The sequence below is a fragment of the Paraburkholderia gardini genome, assembly GCF_907164575.1.
Taxonomy (GTDB): Bacteria; Pseudomonadota; Gammaproteobacteria; order Burkholderiales; family Burkholderiaceae; genus Paraburkholderia; species Paraburkholderia gardini.
In genome coordinates this window covers 25,079-43,700 of the sequence record NZ_CAJQYY010000015.1, presented here as the reverse complement: position 1 = coordinate 43,700, position 18,622 = coordinate 25,079, and the positions used below count along the sequence as shown (strand labels likewise).

17 protein-coding genes are annotated in these 18,622 nt (G+C 64.6%); 12 read left to right on the top strand and 5 right to left on the bottom strand.

The window, feature by feature from the left end; genetic code table 11:
• The first annotated feature begins 2 nt into the window (after nucleotides 1-2).
• Nucleotides 3-731: a DUF899 domain-containing protein gene (locus LPA34_RS14030; protein ID WP_228979070.1), complete on the top strand. Its 729-nt coding sequence runs from the start codon at nucleotides 3-5 to the stop codon at nucleotides 729-731.
• A 38-nt stretch (nucleotides 732-769) separates the two neighbouring features.
• On the opposite strand, the gene LPA34_RS14025 is transcribed toward LPA34_RS14030, so the two are convergent.
• Nucleotides 770-952, bottom strand: a complete 183-nt coding sequence (locus LPA34_RS14025) for a hypothetical protein (RefSeq protein ID WP_228979069.1) — start codon at nucleotides 950-952, stop codon at nucleotides 770-772.
• A gap of 134 nt (nucleotides 953-1,086) precedes the next feature.
• The gene (locus LPA34_RS14020) at nucleotides 1,087-1,989 is read right to left on the bottom strand and encodes an NAD-dependent epimerase/dehydratase family protein (RefSeq protein WP_228979067.1); all 903 of its coding nucleotides are present in this window, start codon (nucleotides 1,987-1,989) and stop codon (nucleotides 1,087-1,089) included.
• A 369-nt stretch (nucleotides 1,990-2,358) separates the two neighbouring features.
• On the opposite strand from LPA34_RS14020, the gene hutH reads away from it, so the two are divergent.
• The 8 genes from hutH to LPA34_RS13980 all read left to right on the top strand — a co-directional run bounded on the left by hutH (nucleotide 2,359) and on the right by LPA34_RS13980 (nucleotide 11,542).
• Nucleotides 2,359-3,882, top strand: coding sequence for a histidine ammonia-lyase (gene hutH / locus LPA34_RS14015; RefSeq protein WP_228979258.1), 1,524 nt, complete (start codon nucleotides 2,359-2,361; stop codon nucleotides 3,880-3,882).
• Nucleotides 3,883-3,903: 21 nt separating this feature from the next.
• Entirely contained in the window at nucleotides 3,904-4,599 is a 696-nt protein-coding gene (gene hutC / locus LPA34_RS14010; RefSeq protein ID WP_228979065.1) for a histidine utilization repressor, read from the top strand.
• Nucleotides 4,600-4,631: 32 nt separating this feature from the next.
• Nucleotides 4,632-6,320, top strand: a complete 1,689-nt coding sequence (hutU, locus tag LPA34_RS14005) for a urocanate hydratase (RefSeq protein ID WP_228979063.1) — start codon at nucleotides 4,632-4,634, stop codon at nucleotides 6,318-6,320.
• A gap of 3 nt (nucleotides 6,321-6,323) precedes the next feature.
• Nucleotides 6,324-6,941, top strand: coding sequence for a HutD/Ves family protein (locus tag LPA34_RS14000; RefSeq protein ID WP_228979061.1), 618 nt, complete (start codon nucleotides 6,324-6,326; stop codon nucleotides 6,939-6,941).
• A gap of 63 nt (nucleotides 6,942-7,004) precedes the next feature.
• Nucleotides 7,005-8,225: an imidazolonepropionase gene (hutI, locus tag LPA34_RS13995; RefSeq protein WP_228979059.1), complete on the top strand. Its 1,221-nt coding sequence runs from the start codon at nucleotides 7,005-7,007 to the stop codon at nucleotides 8,223-8,225.
• Nucleotides 8,226-8,262: 37 nt separating this feature from the next.
• The gene (locus tag LPA34_RS13990) at nucleotides 8,263-9,657 is read left to right on the top strand and encodes a formimidoylglutamate deiminase (RefSeq protein ID WP_228979057.1); all 1,395 of its coding nucleotides are present in this window, start codon (nucleotides 8,263-8,265) and stop codon (nucleotides 9,655-9,657) included.
• Nucleotides 9,658-9,746: 89 nt separating this feature from the next.
• Nucleotides 9,747-10,562, top strand: coding sequence for an N-formylglutamate deformylase (gene hutG / locus LPA34_RS13985; protein WP_228979055.1), 816 nt, complete (start codon nucleotides 9,747-9,749; stop codon nucleotides 10,560-10,562).
• 314 nt (nucleotides 10,563-10,876) lie between these two features.
• Nucleotides 10,877-11,542, top strand: a complete 666-nt coding sequence (locus LPA34_RS13980; protein ID WP_228979257.1) for a hypothetical protein — start codon at nucleotides 10,877-10,879, stop codon at nucleotides 11,540-11,542.
• A 19-nt stretch (nucleotides 11,543-11,561) separates the two neighbouring features.
• On the opposite strand, the gene LPA34_RS13975 is transcribed toward LPA34_RS13980, so the two are convergent.
• On the bottom strand, nucleotides 11,562-12,413 hold the full coding sequence (locus tag LPA34_RS13975) for a LysR substrate-binding domain-containing protein (protein WP_228979052.1): 852 nt from the start codon (nucleotides 12,411-12,413) through the stop codon (nucleotides 11,562-11,564).
• A gap of 117 nt (nucleotides 12,414-12,530) precedes the next feature.
• Here LPA34_RS13975 and LPA34_RS13970 point away from each other — a divergent pair, with 117 nt between their 5' ends.
• Entirely contained in the window at nucleotides 12,531-13,742 is a 1,212-nt protein-coding gene (locus LPA34_RS13970; protein WP_228979050.1) for an aminotransferase class I/II-fold pyridoxal phosphate-dependent enzyme, read from the top strand.
• A gap of 54 nt (nucleotides 13,743-13,796) precedes the next feature.
• On the opposite strand, the gene LPA34_RS13965 is transcribed toward LPA34_RS13970, so the two are convergent.
• A complete protein-coding gene (locus LPA34_RS13965) occupies nucleotides 13,797-14,369 on the bottom strand; it encodes a hypothetical protein (RefSeq protein ID WP_228979044.1) in 573 nt (190 codons plus the stop codon).
• Between the two features lie 110 nt (nucleotides 14,370-14,479).
• Between LPA34_RS13965 and LPA34_RS13960 the strand changes: the two genes are divergently transcribed.
• On the top strand, nucleotides 14,480-15,373 hold the full coding sequence (locus LPA34_RS13960; RefSeq protein WP_228979042.1) for a helix-turn-helix transcriptional regulator: 894 nt from the start codon (nucleotides 14,480-14,482) through the stop codon (nucleotides 15,371-15,373).
• Nucleotides 15,370-17,391, top strand: a complete 2,022-nt coding sequence (locus tag LPA34_RS13955) for a DUF3857 domain-containing transglutaminase family protein (RefSeq protein WP_407672599.1) — start codon at nucleotides 15,370-15,372, stop codon at nucleotides 17,389-17,391. Before LPA34_RS13960 ends, LPA34_RS13955 begins: the two co-directional genes overlap by 4 nt.
• Here LPA34_RS13955 and LPA34_RS13950 read toward each other — a convergent pair.
• On the bottom strand, nucleotides 17,340-18,491 hold the full coding sequence (locus tag LPA34_RS13950; protein WP_228979041.1) for a branched-chain amino acid ABC transporter substrate-binding protein: 1,152 nt from the start codon (nucleotides 18,489-18,491) through the stop codon (nucleotides 17,340-17,342). The genes LPA34_RS13955 and LPA34_RS13950 overlap by 52 nt on opposite strands.
• Nucleotides 18,492-18,622 lie beyond the last annotated feature (131 nt).

The following is an 18,622-nucleotide window of genomic DNA, read 5'->3' as shown; positions in this document are numbered from 1 at the left end:
ATATGGAACCGCACACAATCGTTTCAAGGGAAGAATGGATCGCCGCGCAGCGCGCGCATCTTGCACACGAAAAGGCTTATACACGCGCACGCGACGAACTGAACCGCAAGCGCCTTGCACTGCCGTGGGTGAAGGTCGGGAAGAACTACACATTCGATACGCCGCAGGGCCGCCAGACGCTCGCTGAACTGTTCGATGGACGCAGCCAGCTGCTCGTCTACCACTTCATGTTCGGACCCGACTGGGAAGAGGGCTGCCCGGGCTGCTCGTTCGGCATGGATCACACCGATGGCGCGCTTTTGCATCTCGAACATCACGATGTGTCGTTCGTGGCGGTTTCGCGTGCGCCGCTCGCGAAACTCGAAGCGTTCAAAAAGAGAATGGGCTGGAAATTCCGCTGGGTGTCGTCGGCGCAAAGCGATTTCAACTACGACTACAACGTGTCGTTCACCGACGATCAGAAGAAGGCGGGCAAGGTCTTCTACAACTTCGGCGTGCAGGATTTCGAATGCGACGAAATGCACGGGCTGAGTGCGTTCTACAAGGATGAAGACGGCGTCGTGTATCACACGTTCTCGCGGTATGCGCGCGGCGACGAGCCGATGGCCGGCACGTACGCGTTCCTCGACGCCGCGCCTGAAGGGCGTAACGAAACGAATGGCATGATGGACTGGATGCGCCATCACGATCGCTACGAAGGCGACGGGCGGCAGCAGCAGAAGAAAGCCTGAGCGTGGCGCGCTCGCTGCGCGTTATAAATCGCCGCGACTTACAGCGCCATTTCGAATGCGGGCTTGAGGAAAAACTCGATCGCCATCACGGCGAGCCCCATCGCGGCGGCGGATAGCGTCAACGTGCCGTATTCATCGTGGCGTACATCATAGAGGCACGCCACGATGAACAGGATCGCGAGAAGGTTGGTCAGCCAGTCGAAATTGAGTGCAATGAACATCGGGAATCCGCGCCCGGCGACACAACGCGCCAGATAATGAGCGCAATTCTATCGAGTTGAGCTTACGGATCCGCTACGCGAACGTGCGATGTTGCACGCATGTCACGGCTTCCTTCATTTGCCCCTCGGGCAGCTTACGGCGTGCTCACCATCTCGTTACGAATCCAGTCGATCACCGACGTATGCCGCGGTTTCCAGCCAGGCAATGTGCGGGCACGCGTACCGCGCACGCGGCTGTTCGAGCCGAGCCCGTACGACGCCATTTCATAACCCCATTCCTGCTTCGCTTCTTCGAGCGGCCAGTCCTGTGGCTTGCCGAGCTTGAGCGCGTCGGCCATCGCCGCGGTCATGTCGCGGAACATCGCTTCGCCGCTTTCGACGAAATAGAACGTGCCGGCCGGCGATTTTTCGAGCGCGAGACGATAGAGTTCGACGACGTCGTCGATATGCACGTTCGACCAGATGTTGCCGCCGCTGCCCACGTGCCGCACCACGCCGCTTTTTTGCGCCTGACGCAGCAGACGCGGCAGCTGCACGCTTTGCGTACCCGGCACCGCGCCGTGACCGTAGATGAGCGTGTTGCACAGCACGCTCGAGCGGATGCCACGATGGGCGGCGTCGAGCACGAGGTTGTCGATCGCGACGCGCGGCGCCTTGTCGGCGGTCGGCGCGGGCAGACGGTCTTCGTAATGGATCGCATCGGTGCCTTCGCCGCCCGACGCATCGCCGACGATGCTCGAACCACTCGTATGCAGAAACGGCTTGCCTGAGCCGGCAAGGCCTTCGATCAGCGCCTCGACGGCGCCACGATGATCGCTGCTGGCGGCGTTGATGACGCCGTCGGCGGCCTGTGCCTGCGCGATGAGCAACGCGCGGTCGTCGAGGTCGCCCATGACGGGTTCGATGCCCAGACGCCTGAGCGCCTCGGCCTGTTCGGGACGGCGCACGAGCCCCGTGACCTGATGCCCGGCGCGCACGAGGCCCGCCGCGATGGAACCGCCGATAAAGCCCGCTGCGCCCGTGACGAAAACTTTCATGACCTGACTCCTGCTGGTTGATTCGCGATGAGAGGCATCCAGTATCCGTCCAGCGGACTTTGTCAAAAAGTGGCTGCGTCTCAAATGAATATTGATTTTTAGTCAATAAATACGATGCCGATGCCGTCCGGGCGCCCGTTTTTTGTCCGGTTGCGAGCCCTGATGGAGCAGGTGTATATACAAGTTATGGCGCTGGCCGATGACACGAGCAGCCAGCGCAAGGCGCGTCCGCCGCAAGCGGGAAGGGCCGGTGGAGCAGAACTCCTCTACTTCTACTGGAAACCCCTGGTCCCAATCTCACAAAAACAAGTTGTATAGACAAGAGCGCAACGCTACACTTCAAACTCAATTGTATAGACAGGATTTCTCATCATGATTCTTACGCCCGGCAGCCTGACCCTCAAGCAACTCCGCGTGATTGCCCGCGAGCAGCTCACGCTTGAACTCGACCCGGCCAGCTTCGCGGCCATCGACGCCGGCGCGCAGGCCGTCGCGGACATCGCCGCGAAGGGCGAGCCGGCGTATGGCATCAATACCGGCTTCGGTCGTCTGGCCAGCACGCACATCCCGCACGACCAGCTCGAACTGCTGCAACGCAATCTCGTGCTGTCGCACGCGGTCGGCGTGGGCGAGCCGATGTCGCGTCCGGTGGTGCGTCTCTTGCTGGCGCTGAAGCTGTCGAGCCTCGGCCGCGGTCATTCGGGCATCCGTCGCGAAGTGATGAACGCGCTGCTCACGCTGTTCAACGCCGACGTGCTGCCGGTGATTCCGGTGAAGGGTTCGGTCGGCGCATCGGGCGACCTCGCGCCGCTCGCGCACATGTCGGGCGTGCTGCTCGGCATCGGCGAAGTGTTCATTCGCGGCGAGCGCGCGGCGGCCATCGAAGGCCTGCGCGTCGCCGGTCTCAAGCCGCTTACACTGCAGGCGAAGGAAGGCCTCGCGCTCCTCAACGGCACGCAGGCGTCCACCGCGCTCGCGCTCTACAACATGTTCGCGATCGAAGATCTGTTCCGCACCGCGCTCGTCTCCGGCGCGCTGTCGGTCGACGCGGCCATGGGTTCGGTCAAGCCGTTCGATCACCGTATCCACGCGCTGCGCGGCCATCAAGGTCAGATCGATGCGGCGGCGGCGTACCGCTCGCTGCTCGACGGCTCGGCGATCAACGTCTCGCACGCCGATTGCGACAAGGTGCAGGATCCGTACAGCCTGCGCTGCCAGCCGCAGGTGATGGGCGCGTGCCTCGACCAGATGCGTCACGCCGCCGACGTGCTGCTGATCGAATCGAACGCGGTGTCCGATAACCCGCTGATTTTCCCGGATACGGGCGAAGTGCTGTCGGGCGGTAACTTCCACGCCGAGCCGGTCGCGTTCGCGGCGGACAACCTCGCGCTCGCCGTCGCCGAAATCGGCGCGCTCGCGGAGCGCCGCATCGCGCTCCTGATCGATGCGACGCTGTCGGGCCTGCCGCCGTTCCTCGTCCGCGATGGCGGCGTGAACTCCGGCTTCATGATCGCGCACGTCACGGCCGCGGCGCTCGCTTCGGAAAACAAGACGCTCGCGCATCCGGCTTCGGTGGATTCGCTGCCTACTTCGGCGAACCAGGAAGATCACGTTTCGATGGCGACGTTCGCCGCGCGCAAGCTCGCCGACATGGCGGAGAACACCGCGAACATCCTGTCGATCGAACTGCTGGCCGCGGCGCAGGGTATCGACCTGCGCGCGCCGCACCAGACGAGCCCGAGCCTGCAGCGTGTGATGCAGACCGTGCGCAGCGAAGTCGCGCATTACGAGCTCGATCATTACTTCTCGCCGGACATCGTCGCGATTACGCGTCTGGTGCAGAACGGCACGATCGCGGCGCACGCGCCGTTCTCGTTCGCGTCCGAACAGTAAGCACGTCAAGCACGAAGAGACATGAACGCACCGGCTTATCAGGGGATCAAGGACTTCATCCTCGGGCGCATTCACGCGGGCGAGTGGTCGGAGGGCGACCAGGTCCCGTCGGAAAACGAACTGGCACGTGAATTCAACGTCGCGCGCATGACGGTGAACCGCGCGCTGCGCGAACTCACGTCGGAGCAGGTGCTCACGCGCGTGCAGGGTTCCGGCACGTTCGTCGCGCGGCCGAAGTACGAGTCGACGCTGGTCGCGATCCGCAGCATCTCCGACGAAATCGTCGCGCGCGGCCATCGCTATCACGCGAGCGTGCTGCACGTCGGCGCGACGATCGCCGACGAGGTGCTCGCGGGCGAAATGCAGGTCAACGCAGGCAATCCGCTCTTTCATTCGCGCCTGCTGCATTTCGAAAACGACGAGCCGGTGCAGCTCGAAGAACGCTGGGTCAATCCGTCGGTTGCACCCGAATACGCGTTGCAGGATTTCACGCGCACGACGCCGAACCAGTATCTCGTGCGCGTCGCGCCGCTGCAGCGCGTCGAGTACCGCATCGAGGCGCTCGCCGCGGACGACGAGACCCGCGCGCTCCTGACCATGAGTCAAACGGAGGCCTGCCTCGTACTGCATCGACGCACGTGGTCGCAGGGTCTGGTCGCCTCGGTGGCCAACCTGTGGCATCCCGGCAGCCGCTATCGCTTCACCGGACACTTCTGAACTTTCTCTCTGGGCATTTGAGGGCCATCACCATGAACAACCCGAAACATATCGATCCGCGTCTCGACCCGACCCGCACGATCCGCGCGCCGCGCGGCAGCGAAAAGACCTGCAAGACGTGGATCGCGGAAGCCGCGTACCGCATGATCCAGAATAATCTGGACCCGGAAGTCGCCGAGCATCCGCATGCGCTCGTGGTGTACGGTGGCATCGGCCGCGCCGCGCGCAACTGGGACTGCTACGACCAGATCCTCAAGTCGCTCAAGGACCTGAACGAAGACGAAACGCTGCTGATCCAGTCGGGCAAGCCGGTGGGCGTGTTCAGGACGCATGCCGACGCGCCGCGCGTGCTGCTCGCGAATTCGAATCTCGTGCCGCACTGGGCGACGTGGGAACACTTCCACGAACTCGACCGCAAGGGCCTGATGATGTACGGCCAGATGACGGCCGGCAGCTGGATCTACATCGGCAGCCAGGGCATCGTGCAGGGCACGTACGAAACGTTCTTCTCGGTCGCGAACCAGCACTTCAACGGCGATCCGTCGGGCCGCTGGATCCTGACGGGCGGCCTCGGCGGCATGGGCGGCGCGCAGCCGCTCGCCGCGACGATGGCAGGCTTCTCGATGATCGCCGTGGAATGCGACGAGACGCGTATCGACTTCCGTCTGAAGACACGCTACGTCGACAAAAAGGCCGCGACGCTCGACGAAGCGCTCGCGATGCTCGACGAAGCGAAAAAGGCCGGCAAGCCGGTTTCGATCGGTCTGCTCGGCAACGCCGCCGACGTGTTCGCCGAATGCGTGACGCGCGGCATCACGCCTGACTGCGTGACCGACCAGACGAGCGCGCACGATCCGATTCACGGCTATCTGCCGCAGGGCTGGAACGTCGAGGACTGGCGCGAGCGTCAGAAGACGGTGCCGGACAGCATCGTGCTGCCCGCGAAGCAGTCGATGGCGAAGCAGGTGCAGGCGATGCTCACGCTGCAGGAACGCGGCGCGGCGACGCTCGATTACGGCAACAACATCCGCCAGATGGCGCTGGAAATGGGCGTCGAAAACGCGTTCGATTTCCCGGGCTTCGTGCCGGCGTATATCCGTCCGCTCTTCTGCGAAGGCAAGGGGCCGTTCCGCTGGGTCGCGCTGTCGGGCGATCCGGAAGACATCTACAAGACCGATGCGAAGGTGAAGGAACTGATTCCGGACGATCCGCATCTGCACAACTGGCTCGACATGGCGCGCGAACGCATTGCGTTCCAGGGGCTGCCGGCGCGGATTTGCTGGGTCGGCGTGAAGGATCGCTATCGTCTCGGCCAGGCGTTCAACGAAATGGTGAGGAACGGCGAACTGAAGGCGCCGGTCGTGATCGGCCGCGACCACCTCGATACGGGTTCGGTTGCAAGCCCGAACCGCGAAACGGAATCGATGAAGGACGGCTCGGATGCAGTCAGCGACTGGCCGCTTCTCAACGCACTGCTGAACACGGCGGGCGGCGCGTCGTGGGTGTCGCTGCATCACGGCGGCGGCGTCGGCATGGGCTTCAGCCAGCACGCGGGCGTCGTGATCGTCGCCGACGGCACGGATGCCGCGAAGGAGCGTCTTGGCCGCGTGCTGTTCAACGATCCAGCGACGGGCGTGATGCGTCACGCGGATGCCGGCTATGAACTTGCGCGGGAAACGGCGCGCGAGGCGGGTCTCAATCTGCCGATGCTCGGCCGCTGATCGATGGCGCACGCGTTGAATACGACGCAGGTGTCGTTGCTGCGCGGCGTCGATCTCGTGGCGTCGCCGTGGAAGAACAGCGGCGGCGTCACGCGGGAAGTCGTGGTCCAGCCGGAAGGTGCGGCGCTCGATACGTTCGTGTGGCGCGTGAGCGTCGCCGATGTGGCGCAGCCGGGGCCGTTCTCGCGTTTCGCTGGCATCGACCGCACGCTCGTGCTGCTCTCGGGCGCGGGCATGCTGCTCGATGACGCCGAAGGTCACACGCATGCGTTGACGCAGCCGCTCGATATCGCGCGCTTTACAGGCGAGGCATCGATCGATGCGCGGCTTGTCGATGGCGCGACGCGCGACTTCAACCTGATGGTGCGGCGTGGCGCGGCAACGGGCGACGTCGAAGTCTGGCGCGGCGAATCGCAACATACGCTGGCAGCGGACGTCGTGTTGCTGTTCTGCGCCGCGGGTCCGGTTGAAATCACACTCGACGGGCACGCGCCGTTTCATCTCACGGACAACGACACGCTGCGTATCGACGCCCCGCACGCGCTGGCGTGCGCGGTCAAGTGCGCGGAGGCAGACGCAAAAGCGGGCGCGGTGCTCGCGATCGGCGTTCGCTACGCATGACGGACACGGCTTCGATTTCTCGAAGCCGTGTTTTTTTCGCATCCACATGGCAATGAGCACGCGATGAAGCACACCGTCTGGCATCACCTGAATCTCTGCCCGCAAGGCGATCCGGATCAGACCATTCCCGATGCGGCGATCGCCGTGCGCGATGGCCAGATCGCCTGGCTCGGCGCGTCGCATGCACTTCCCGAAGAATACGAAACGTGGCCACGCGAAGACCTGGGCGGCGCGTGGGTGACGCCGGGCCTCGTCGATTGCCATACGCATCTCGTGTATGGCGGCCAGCGCGCCGATGAATTCGCACAACGCCTTGCCGGCGTGAGCTACGAAGCAATCGCGAAGCAGGGCGGCGGCATCGTCTCGACGGTGCGCGCGACGCGTGCCGCCGACGAAGACACGCTGTTCCGCCAGTCGGCTGCGCGCCTCGAACCGCTGCTCGCCGAAGGCGTCACAGCGGTTGAAATCAAGTCCGGCTACGGTCTCGATCTGGCGAGCGAGCGCAAGATGCTGCGCGTCGCGCGTCGCCTCGGCGAACGTTATCCCGTTTCCGTCTACACGACGTTTCTTGGCGCGCACGCGTTGCCGCCGGAATTCGCCGGCCGCGCCGACGACTACATCACCGAAGTCTGCGAGCGCATGTTGCCCGTGCTTGCCGATGCAGGTCTCGTCGACGCCGTCGACGTGTTCTGCGAACGCATCGGTTTTTCGCTCGCGCAAAGCGAGCGCGTGTTCGAAGCGGCGGAGCGCCACAGGCTACCTGTGAAGATGCACGCCGAGCAGTTGTCGAACAGCGGGGGCACCGCGCTGGCCGCACGACATCGTGCGCTCTCCGCGGATCACCTCGAATTTCTCGACGAAACAGGCGTAGCCGCGATGAAGGCGTCGGGCACGGTCGCCGTGCTGTTGCCGGGCGCGTATTACTTCATTCGCGAGACGCAGTTGCCGCCCATCGACCTGCTGCGCCGTCACGGCGTGCCGATCGCGATTTCCACCGACAGCAATCCCGGCACATCGCCCACGACCTCGCTGTTGCTGATGATGAACATGGCGACGACGCTCTTTCGCATGACCGTACCCGAAGTGCTGCAAGGCGTGACGACGCACGCGGCGCGCGCGCTCGGCCAGGCCGCGCGACACGGCACGCTGGCAGCGGGGCGCCAGGCGGATTTCGCGGTGTGGTCTGTCGACACGCTCGCGGAACTCGCATACTGGATCGGCCGTCCGTTGTGCGCGCGCGTCGTGCGCGCGGGCGAGACGGTTTATACACGGCGCAGCGCCTGACGCCGGACCGCGCAGGCACTCTTCACAAGGTTCGACGATGACTCAATCCGTTCAATCGCTGTTCGCCGACCACGCGTATCTGCCAGGCGGCTGGCGTCGCAACGTGCTGCTCGAATGGGACGCGGCCGGCATGCTGACAGCCGTGACGCCGGACAGCACAACAGCATCGACTGGTGTTGCCCGTGCCGCGGGCCCCGTGATACCCGGCATGCCGAATCTGCATTCGCACGCGTTCCAGCGCGCGATGGCCGGTCTCACCGAATACCGCGCCAACGCCACCGATACGTTCTGGAGCTGGCGCGACCTGATGTATCGTTTCGCCGCGCGCATTTCTCCCGAAGGGCTCGCCGCCATCGCGCAGTGGCTCTACATCGAAATGCTGAAGGCGGGCTACACGTCCGTGTGCGAATTCCACTACGTGCATCACGCGCCCGACGGCAGCCGTTACGCGAGCATGGCGGAACTGGCTGAACGCGTCGTCGATGCGGCGAAGGCAAGCGGCATCGGCATGACGATGCTGCCCGTGCTTTACCAGTACAGCGGCTTTGGCGCGCTCGCGCCGCGCGACGACCAGCGGCGCTTCATCAACACGCCCGGGAGCCTGCTCGATCTGCTGGATCGCCTGCGCACGGCGCGTCCCGAAGACGCGTCGCTACGCTACGGCGTCGCGCCGCATTCGCTGCGCGCGGTCTCCGGCGATTCGCTGCGCGCGCTGCTGGCCGGACTCGATGCGATGCTGCCGCGCGCACCGGTGCACATCCATATCGCGGAGCAGACCGCCGAAGTCGACGCCTGCCTCGAAAGCGAGGGTGCGCGGCCGGTGCAGTGGCTGCTTGACCGCTTCGACGTCGATTCGCGCTGGTGCCTCGTGCACGCGACGCACGTCGATGCGGCGGAGACCGTCGCGCTGGCACAGAGCGGCGCCGTGACAGGCCTCTGTCTCACGACGGAAGCGAATCTAGGCGACGGTATTTTTCCCGCCCAGGAATACCTCGAAGCAGGCGGGCGCTTCGGTATCGGATCGGACAGCCATATCGGCGTCGACTGGCGTTCGGAATTGCGGCTGCTCGAATACGGGCAACGTCTGTCGCGGCGTCAGCGCAACGTGCTGGCTTCGGCCGATGCGACGCACGTGGCCGACCGGCTTTTCGGCGCGGCGCTCGAAGGCGGCGCGCGTGCCACCGGGCGCGCGGTGGGTGCGTTGCAGGCCGGCCATCGCGCGGACTGGCTCGTGCTCGATGCGAACCATGCCAGCATCGCGGAGCATGCGCCCGACGCATGGCTCTCAGGTGTCGTATTCTGTGAACACGGCGAGACGCCGGTGCGCGATGTCTATACGGGCGGCGACAAGGTGGTCGATAACCGCAGGCATCGCGACGAGGAACGCGCGTGGTCGCAGTACCGCAGCGCACTCGCCGAACTGCTGAAATGATCCACTGAATGCATTCACGAAGGGTGGAACAGGATGCCGGAACTGCCCGTGAACCGCACGAATTGACCTTGAACTGATCCTGGACTGACATGACTGCATCGAATTCCACGCCGGTTTTCTCGCTGCATCAGGGAAGCCTGCCGCTCCTGATTTCGATTCCGCACGTAGGCACGCGCATTCCCGACGACATTGCCGCCACCATGACGCCAGCAGCCGCCCGCACCGACGATTGCGACTGGCATCTCGACCGTCTGTATGCGTTCGCCGCGCGCCTCGGCGCATCGATCCTGATGCCGGTGTACGCGCGCTATGTGATCGACCTGAACCGTCCGCCCGACGGCGCGAACCTCTATCCGGGCCAGGACACGACCGGACTGCTGCCTGTCGATACGTTCGACAAGGAGCCGCTCTATCGCGAAGGCCATCTGCCGGACGACGCCGAAACCGCACGTCGCCGCGACGCGTACTGGAAGCCGTATCACGAAGCCATCGAGCGTGAGCTCGCGGCGCTCAAGGCAAAACACGGCAAGGTGCTGCTGTGGGAAGCACACTCGATCCGCTCGCACGTGCCGCGTTTTTTCGAAGGACGTCTGCCGGATTTCAACTTCGGCACGTCGAACGGCGCGAGCGCCGCACCGGGGCTCGCCGATGAACTGGCCGGCATGGTCACGGCGCACGGCGGTTACACGGGCGTGGCGAATGGCCGTTTCAAGGGCGGTTACATCACGCGTCACTACGGCCAGCCGGAGAAGGGCGTGCACGCGGTTCAGCTCGAACTGACGCAAATTACGTACATGCAGGAAGAAATGCCCTATTCATATGACGAAAAACGGGCAGCCCAGGTCGAACCGCTGCTTGAAACGCTGGTAAAAACTGCGATGGCACGCGTTCTGGCAGCCGTCTGAAGTTCATTGCTGCGGCGCAAAACAAGCATGGAGCGCGCCAGCAATTCAAAGTCCAGTCCTGGGGGCCCCGGCGCGAACGCGCGCTTCATCGGGGCCTCATTTCGACGCGCAAGGAACGCAAGCCGTTCACCCAGGTCAATCCAGCACGCCATGCGCACTGCGAGCCGCTGCAATGCAGAAGCGCAACGTCCGCCCACGCGCGGGTTGCGTGCAGCATGGCGATGCGACTACCCTTCATGCAGATGACACGCGCGGCGCGGGCCGTGCGGTGGCGCGACGACGACATCGGGGGAGAAAAGATGGATGACCCGGCGATGGAAGATTCTGACGACGCCCAGCTCGCGGTCTGGCGGGCCAACCTGGTTCTGCTGACCCACGAGGTGGGTGCAGCGGCACGTCTTGCGCGGATGATGACGTTCTCCGCGAGCTATCTGAAACTGATGCTGGCGGGCCAGCGTGAATTCAGCGAGGAATTCGTGCGCGGCGTCGAAGCGGTGACGGGCCTGCCGTCCGGGTGGATGGATACACCGCGTGCAGCGGGCGATATTCCCGATAGCGCACGTTCGGCGATCGACAACGAATCGCCGCGTGCGCGTTTTCGCGGCACCGCGCATCCGGTGCGCAAGAAGTCGGTGTTGCGCCCGCCCGAGCCGATCTTTGGACAACCGGCGCCGTCAAAACGCGTCGAAGAAGAGGCGTTCGGTGCGGAGGCGCATCGTCGTCTGGCGCATTTCCGCAAGCTGCGTGATCTCGCGGTGCAGGACGTGCGACGTTTCGAGCGTTACCTGAACCATCCGCCCATCGAACTGGCGGCCGTGCGCGCGAAAGTGGAAGACGTGCTCGCCGCAACCGATATCGACGGCCACGTGCACGCCGATCTCACCGGGCGGCTCGAACAGATCGAGAAGCACCGGCATCTGCTGTTGCGGCATGTCGAAAAGCTGCAGGAACTGCTCGCGCAACTCGGCGAGGGTGAATGAGCGTGTCCGGGCCTGTCTGCTAGACGTGCAGGTCGGTCAGGATCTGTTCGGCGAGAAAGTCGCACGGTGGACGGTTCGAACGCGTGCTGCGCGCCAGCACGATTTCGAGCTCGGGCAGCTTCGGCAGACCGTGCGTGCGCCCCAGTTGCACGAGGTGCGGCGGCACCGCGCAGCGGGCGAGGGGCGCCACCGCGAGACCCGCCTCGACCATGCTGAATAGCCCCATCAGACTCGGACTTTCATACGACGTGCGATAGGCGATTTTCGCGCGCTGCAGCGCATGAATCGCGTTCGCACGCGCCACGCTGCCCACGCCGAATACCGCGATGGGCAGCGGCCGTTCCTTCCAGATTTCGCGCCCCGTCGCGGCACCTGCCCACACCATCGGTTCGAAGCGGATAAAGTCGCCGGTGAGGCCTTTCACGCGCGTGATGCACGCAAGGTCGATCTTGTTGTCGCGCACGAGCGGTGCGAGTGCGCTGCTCGGCAAACCCATGACCTGAATCTCGACTTTCGGATACGTCGCGGAAAATTTTCTCAACACCGCGGGCAGCAGCGATGAAGCGTAGTCGTCCGGCACGCCGATCGATACGCGGCCCTTCACTTCGGGGTGAACGATCGAGGCCCATGCTTCGTCACGCAACGCGAGCATCTGACGGGCGTACGCAATCAGCACGAGGCCGTCCTGCGTCGGCGTGACGTTGCGCGGTCCGCGCACGAAGAGCGGCTTGCCGAGTGTTTCCTCGAGCGCGCGGATCTGCATGCTCAACGCCGACTGCGAGCGATGCACGAGTGCCGCGCCGCGCACGAAGCTGCCGGCGTCCGCGATCGCGACCACCATCGAGAGAACATCGAGATCAAGTGCTTTCATCGATATCAGGAAAACTGATCGAAAGATTCAATATAACGCGTTTGTCTGAACGCCGGGTGACCGGCATACTGGCGGCACTTCAACTCGACGCGGCCCGGGCGGCCGTAGACCAACGCCATGCCGACGACCTACGACGACTTCAGCAAACTGGGAATGCGCCTCGACATGTCGCGCGGCAAGCCATCTCCCGAGCAGCTGGACCTGTCACGCGCGTTGCTCGATGAAGCAGGCTCGGTGGGCTACCTGTCGCGTGATGGAATCGATTGCCGCAATTACGGGCACGGATCCGGCCTGCCCGAGGCGCGCGAGTTTGGTGCGGCATTGCTGGACGTGCCGGTCGCGCAGGTCGTCGCGGGCGGTAATTCCAGTCTTGAACTGATGCACGACGCGCTGGCCTTCGCGATGCTGCACGGCATGCCTGACGGCGACGCGTGGTGCAAACAGGACAGCGTTTCGTTTCTGTGTCCCGCGCCCGGTTACGACCGGCACTTCGCGATCTGCGAGGCGCTGGGTATCCGCATGATTGCCGTGCCGTTCAATGACGACGGCCCCGATATGGATTTCGTCGAAGCCCGGGTACGTGACGACGCGACGATCAAGGGCATCTGGTGCGTGCCGCTTTACAGCAACCCGACGGGCGCACGCTGGTCGCGTGACGTCACGCAGCGCCTCGCGTCGATGCAGACCGCCGCGGCGGATTTCCGTGTGATGTGGGATGACGCTTACCGCTTCCATCATCTGACTGAAACGCGTCACGCAACACCCGACATGATCGAAGCCTGTGCGAACGCCGGGCACCCGGATCGTGCACTCGTCTTCGCATCGCTTTCGAAGGTGACGCTTGCGGGCGCTTCGGTGGCGTTCCTCGCTGCGTCGCCGCGCAATATCGCGTGGTGGCAGAAACATGCCGCGGTGCGCACGATCGGACCGGACAAGCTGAACCAGTTGCGCCACGTGCATTTTCTGCGCGATCGCGCGGGGCTCGAGCGACTGATGGACCGTCACCGGGCGCTGCTCAAGCCGAAGTTCGATGCCGTCGCAAGCGTGTTCGGCGAATGGTTCGGCGGGGTGCCGGACGTGTCGTGGAACGAGCCGGAAGGCGGCTACTTCATCAGCCTGTACGCGCCGCGTGGGCGGGCGAAGCGAACCGTCGAGCTGGCGGCCGCGGCCGGTCTCGTGCTCACGCCGGCAGGCGCTGCGTACCCTTACGGCGTCGATCCGGACGACCGGCATCTGCGGATCGCGCCGTCGTTTCCATCGCTCGATGATGTACGGCTGGCCGCGCGGGGCATCGCGCTCTCGCTGCTGCGTGCGATCGAGGAACGGTAACGTCGCGCGAAAGGGTTGTAAGGCGCGGCGCACCGACCGCGCCGCGAAGCGCGATTACCCGGGCATGCGGCGTGCGAGGAACTCGGCTTCGAGCCGCCACGTCACGCCGTCCGGTTCAAGTGCGACACCTGTCCAGTGAAACGAATCGCGGGTGATATCGGTGAAATTCCAGCGGATCGGCGTGCCGTCCGCGTGCGTGCCGATCTGCACGATATCGCCGCCGATGCGCCGGCCGATGAGTTCATCGCGCTGGCCGGTGACGGGATTCAGAAACGTGACGCGCCACGCGCGCAACGCTGCGTCCCAGATGCGTACCGTGATGCCATACATGTTCGTGTCCGGGCCGCTTGCCGGTGTGCGTTCATTGCGTGGCGGCATGATCCAGACATCCTGCACCGCGCGACCTTCCAGCACCCATGTGAAATGCGCCTCGGCCTTCAACCGCTGTGCGCGCATGTCGGTGCGATAGTGGAGCACGTCGAGTTCCCAGCTTCCGGCGAGCCAGCCGTACGCATCGTCTGCTTCGCCGATTCCGGCCGCGCGGCCGCCGGCCACGAGCGCGGAGCCGAAGCCTTGTTCGGAACGGGCTGCCGCGTGTGCTTCAGTGATTACTTCAGTCACGTTCATCGTTCGTTCTCCAGTGTTCCCGGGATGATGTCGTCAGGGTCACACGCAGCGAAACCGCGTTCGCCGTCAATGTGATAAAACAAGCGTACCGGCCGGGACGAGGTGAAATCTTGGGGAAAATTGCCGCAGAACTGGAAGAGGCGCTGGCACGGCGCACGCTGGAAGGCGCGCGCGGCCAGACGAGCGCGCGCCCGCTTGCGTCGGGCGAAGGCTGGATGGTCCGCGACGTGCTGTGCACGTTCGGCCCGCGCGACCGCCCGTTCGAGGAGCAGCACGCGGGTGTGTGCATCGCGATGATCGTCGCCGGATCGTTCTGTTATCGCGCGGCGGCCGGCCGCGAGTTGTTGACGCCCGGTTCGCTGCTGCTCGGCAATGCCGGCGAGTGCTTCGAATGCGGCCATCGTCACGGCGCGGGCGACCGCTGCGTGTCGGTCAGCTATACCGACGCGTATTTCGGACAACTCGCTGCGGACCTCGGCATGCGCCGCGACGAACGCGTGTTCAGGAAGGTACGCGTGCCGCCGCTGCGCGCGCTTGCGCCGCTCGTGGTCCGGGCGTGCGCGGGGGCAAGCGGTTCAATTCAACCACCGTGGGACGAGCTCGTCGTCGAACTGGCGGCGAGGACGTTAAGCGTCGCGTCGGAGCATCGCGGGAGCGTGCCGCCGCCTGCCGCGGCAGCTTCGTCGCGCGTCGCGCGGATTGCGCGGATGATCGATGACGCGCCACACGAAGTGCACACGCTCGACACGCTCGCGCGCGCGGCCAGCATGAGCGCATTCCATTTTCTTCGCACGTTTCAGCGCGTGACAGGCGTGACACCGCATCAGTACGTGCTGCGCGCGCGGATTCGTGCTGCCGCGCTGCGGCTTGTCGACGACACCGCGAAGATCGTTGACGTCGCGCTCGATTGCGGCTTTAACGACGTATCGAATTTCAACCACGCATTTCGCACCGAGTTCGGCGTCAGTCCGCGCGCGTACCGGGCGGGCGCGCGCAACGTATGAGCCCACATGGCGTGCTGCGCCTTCTGGCCGTGACGTCGTGCCTGGCCGTGTGCTGCGCGATGCCTTCCGCGCACGCGGCGGACACGGCGAGCGTCGGGGACGTTCCTCCATCGACGCTTGAACGCGACGTCCATCTCTTCATCGTGCAGAGCGACGGCTCGGTCGAGGAGCGCGACGACTCGACCCTGCGCGCGAACACGACAAGCGGCGTCGACGACATCGCGCAGCGTTACGTGTGGTTCAACAAGGACATCGAGCAGATCCAGCTGCTCACCGCCGAGACGATCGGCCGCGACGGTGTGGTGCACCCCGTAGGTCCGGAAGGCATTCGCGATGTGCAGGAACCGCGTTCCGCAGGGGCCCCGACGTTCCAGGACGGCGTGCTGCGCACGGTCATCTTTCCTGGTGTCGAACCTGGCGCGCGCGTGCATCTGGTCTTCAGCAAGAAACGCACAAAACCCCTTCAGGCAGGCACGTTTTCGTATTTTGTCGAACCCACGCGCGAACCCGTCGAGTTCCAGCAACTGATCTTCGATCTGCCGGCGGGGCTGCCGCTGCATGTCGATGCGCGCGGTTACGTCGCGCTCGATCCGGTGACGGAAAACGGCCGTACCCGCTACACGTTCGAATATCGTCACGGCCCCTATGCGCCGACAGAGCGTGGGGCCGTGGGCTATGTGACGTGGGGCGACCGTCTGATGGTGTCCACCACGCCGGATTACGCCGCGTTTGCGGAGCGCTACCGTTCGCCTGCCATGGACACGAGTGTCAACGATCCCGCGATCGTGCAACTCGCCCGCTCGCTAACGGCACAAACGGATGATCCGCGCACAAAGGCGCAGCTGCTCTACGACTGGATGCGCTTTAACGTGCGTTACGTCGCGCTCTTTCTGGGCGAGACAGCCGCGGTGCCGCATCGCGCGACCGACATCCTGCGCAACCGCTACGGCGACTGCAAGGATTACGTCGCGCTATATGGCGCGCTGCTCGCGGCGGTCGGCATCCGTAGCGAAGCGGTGCTGCTGAATCTGGGACCGGTCTATACGCTGCCGTCGGTGCCGGGATACGGCCCGGGCGCGATCAACCACGCCATCCTCTGGATGCCGGATCTCGGACTCTACGCCGACGCCTCCGCGGGCGGCACGGCCTTCGGCTATCTGCCGCCGGGCGTGATGGACCGGCCCGCGCTGCTGGTGGGAGAAGGCGTGCTGTCGCGTACGCCGGCGGTTCAGCCGCGCGGGCGCAGCGCGCGGCTGCAGTTCGACGTCGGTGCCGACGGCAATGCGGCTTATACGTATCACGTCGAGGATTCCGGTTCGACGGCGGAACCCGAACGCAACATGTTCCGCCGTTCGACACGCATGCGGGCACAACAGATCGCCGTCGACCGTCTGCGTCAAACCGGCCTGCAGGGCACGGCGGAGGTGCGCACCAGCGACCTCGCGGCGACGCAGGGACCGTTCACGAGCACGATTGACGGCACCGTCGAACACTTCGCGTGGCCCGACGGCACGACGGCGCTACCGGCGCTGTCGAGCCTGTCCGGCGGCATCGCGACCCAGGTGCTTGCATGGCTCGCCGAGCCGGTGCGCACACAACCTTTTGTGTGCATCGGCGGCGACTTCGACGAAACCGCGCAGATCACGCTGCCGGGCAACCTGCGCGTGACCGACGTTCCGCACGATACCGAGGTACACGACGCATCGTTCGATTACGTGTCGCACTATGTGTTCGATCCGGTGTCGCGGACGCTGCAGGTCACGCGGCAACTGCACGCCGCGTTCGGACATCAGATGTGTTCGCCGGAAGAGTTCGCCGCGTCGCGCGTCGCGCTCGTCAGGATCGAGCGCGACGCGTTTTCGCAGGTCGTGGTGAAGGGCGCGGAAAGTCAGGCACGTTCGGGCTACGCGGCTAAAGAACAGGCACCGCGCAGCGCGAACGTCACGTCAGGAACGCCAGGGCAGGCTTATACGCCGTTCTTGGTGACGACCGGCACCCATGCGCCGCCCTTGACCTGATAGAGCGTCGAGGACGCGTTCTTGAGCGCGCCCGTGCTGTCGAAAGCGATCGTTCCGGTGATGCCCTCGAAGCTGATGCTCTTGAGCGCCGGCCGGTACGCGTTCGGCGTCGACGATTTCGCGGCCTCCATCGCCTTGATCGCCGCCCACGCCGCGTCATAACCGAACGGCGCATACGACAGGATGTCGACACCAAAGCGCTGCTTGAACTTCTGCGAGAAGTCCTTGCCGCCCGGCAGTTGCGACAGCGGCCGGCCGTATTCCCAGGCCATCACGCCTTCGGCTGCATCGCCCGCCAGCTTGATGAACTCGGGGTCCTCGACGCCGCCGCCGCCCACGAGCTGCGCCGTGATGCCGAGCTGCTTCATCCTTTTGGCAATACCGGCTGCCTGCGTGTCGAGACCGCCAAAGAAAATCAGGTCGGCGTTGGTCGACTTGATCTTCGTGAGCTGCGTGCTGAAATCGACGGACTTGTTGTCGGTGTACTCACGCGTGACGATCGTGCCGCCGTGAGCCTTCACGGCCTTTTCGAACTCGTCGGCTTCACCCTGGCCGAACGCGGTGCGGTCGTCGATGATCGCGATACGTTTGGCCTTCGTCACCTCGACGGCGTAGACGCCCGCATTGCCGGCGTTTTGCGCATCGGTGGAGATCACCATGAACGTGTTGGCGAAACCGCGGCCCGTGATCGTCGGATTCGTCGCGGCCGGATCGATGACCGGAATGCCGGCCTGCTCATAGACCTGCGAAGCCGGAATCGTCGTGCCCGAGTTGAAGTGGCCGACGACCACCGAGACACCTTCGTCGACCAGCTTCTGCGCGGCCTGCACGCCGATACGCGGGTCGGCCTGATCGTCTTCGGAAACGAGGTCGAAATGCGCGACCTTGTCGCCGATCTTGATCTTCTGTGCATTCGCCTCGTCGATCGCGAGCCGCACGCCGTTTTGCAGGTCTTTCCCATAGCCCGCATTCACGCCCGTCAAGGGTGCGGCAAAGCCGACCTTGACCGTCATATCTTCCGCGAAGCCGGACAGCGGCGCGAGCGTCAGGGCAGCGCCGACCAGCACGGCGAAGGGTTGCATCGTCTTGCGAATACTCATGGTCTCTCCTTCCATCGACAAGGTTCACAAACGGAAACTGACGGTACGGGCAGAGCGAGCGCGGCGATTGAAACAACCGAAGCGATCCGCAACCAGCCCGATCATGATGATCAATCTGGCGCGAATATAGA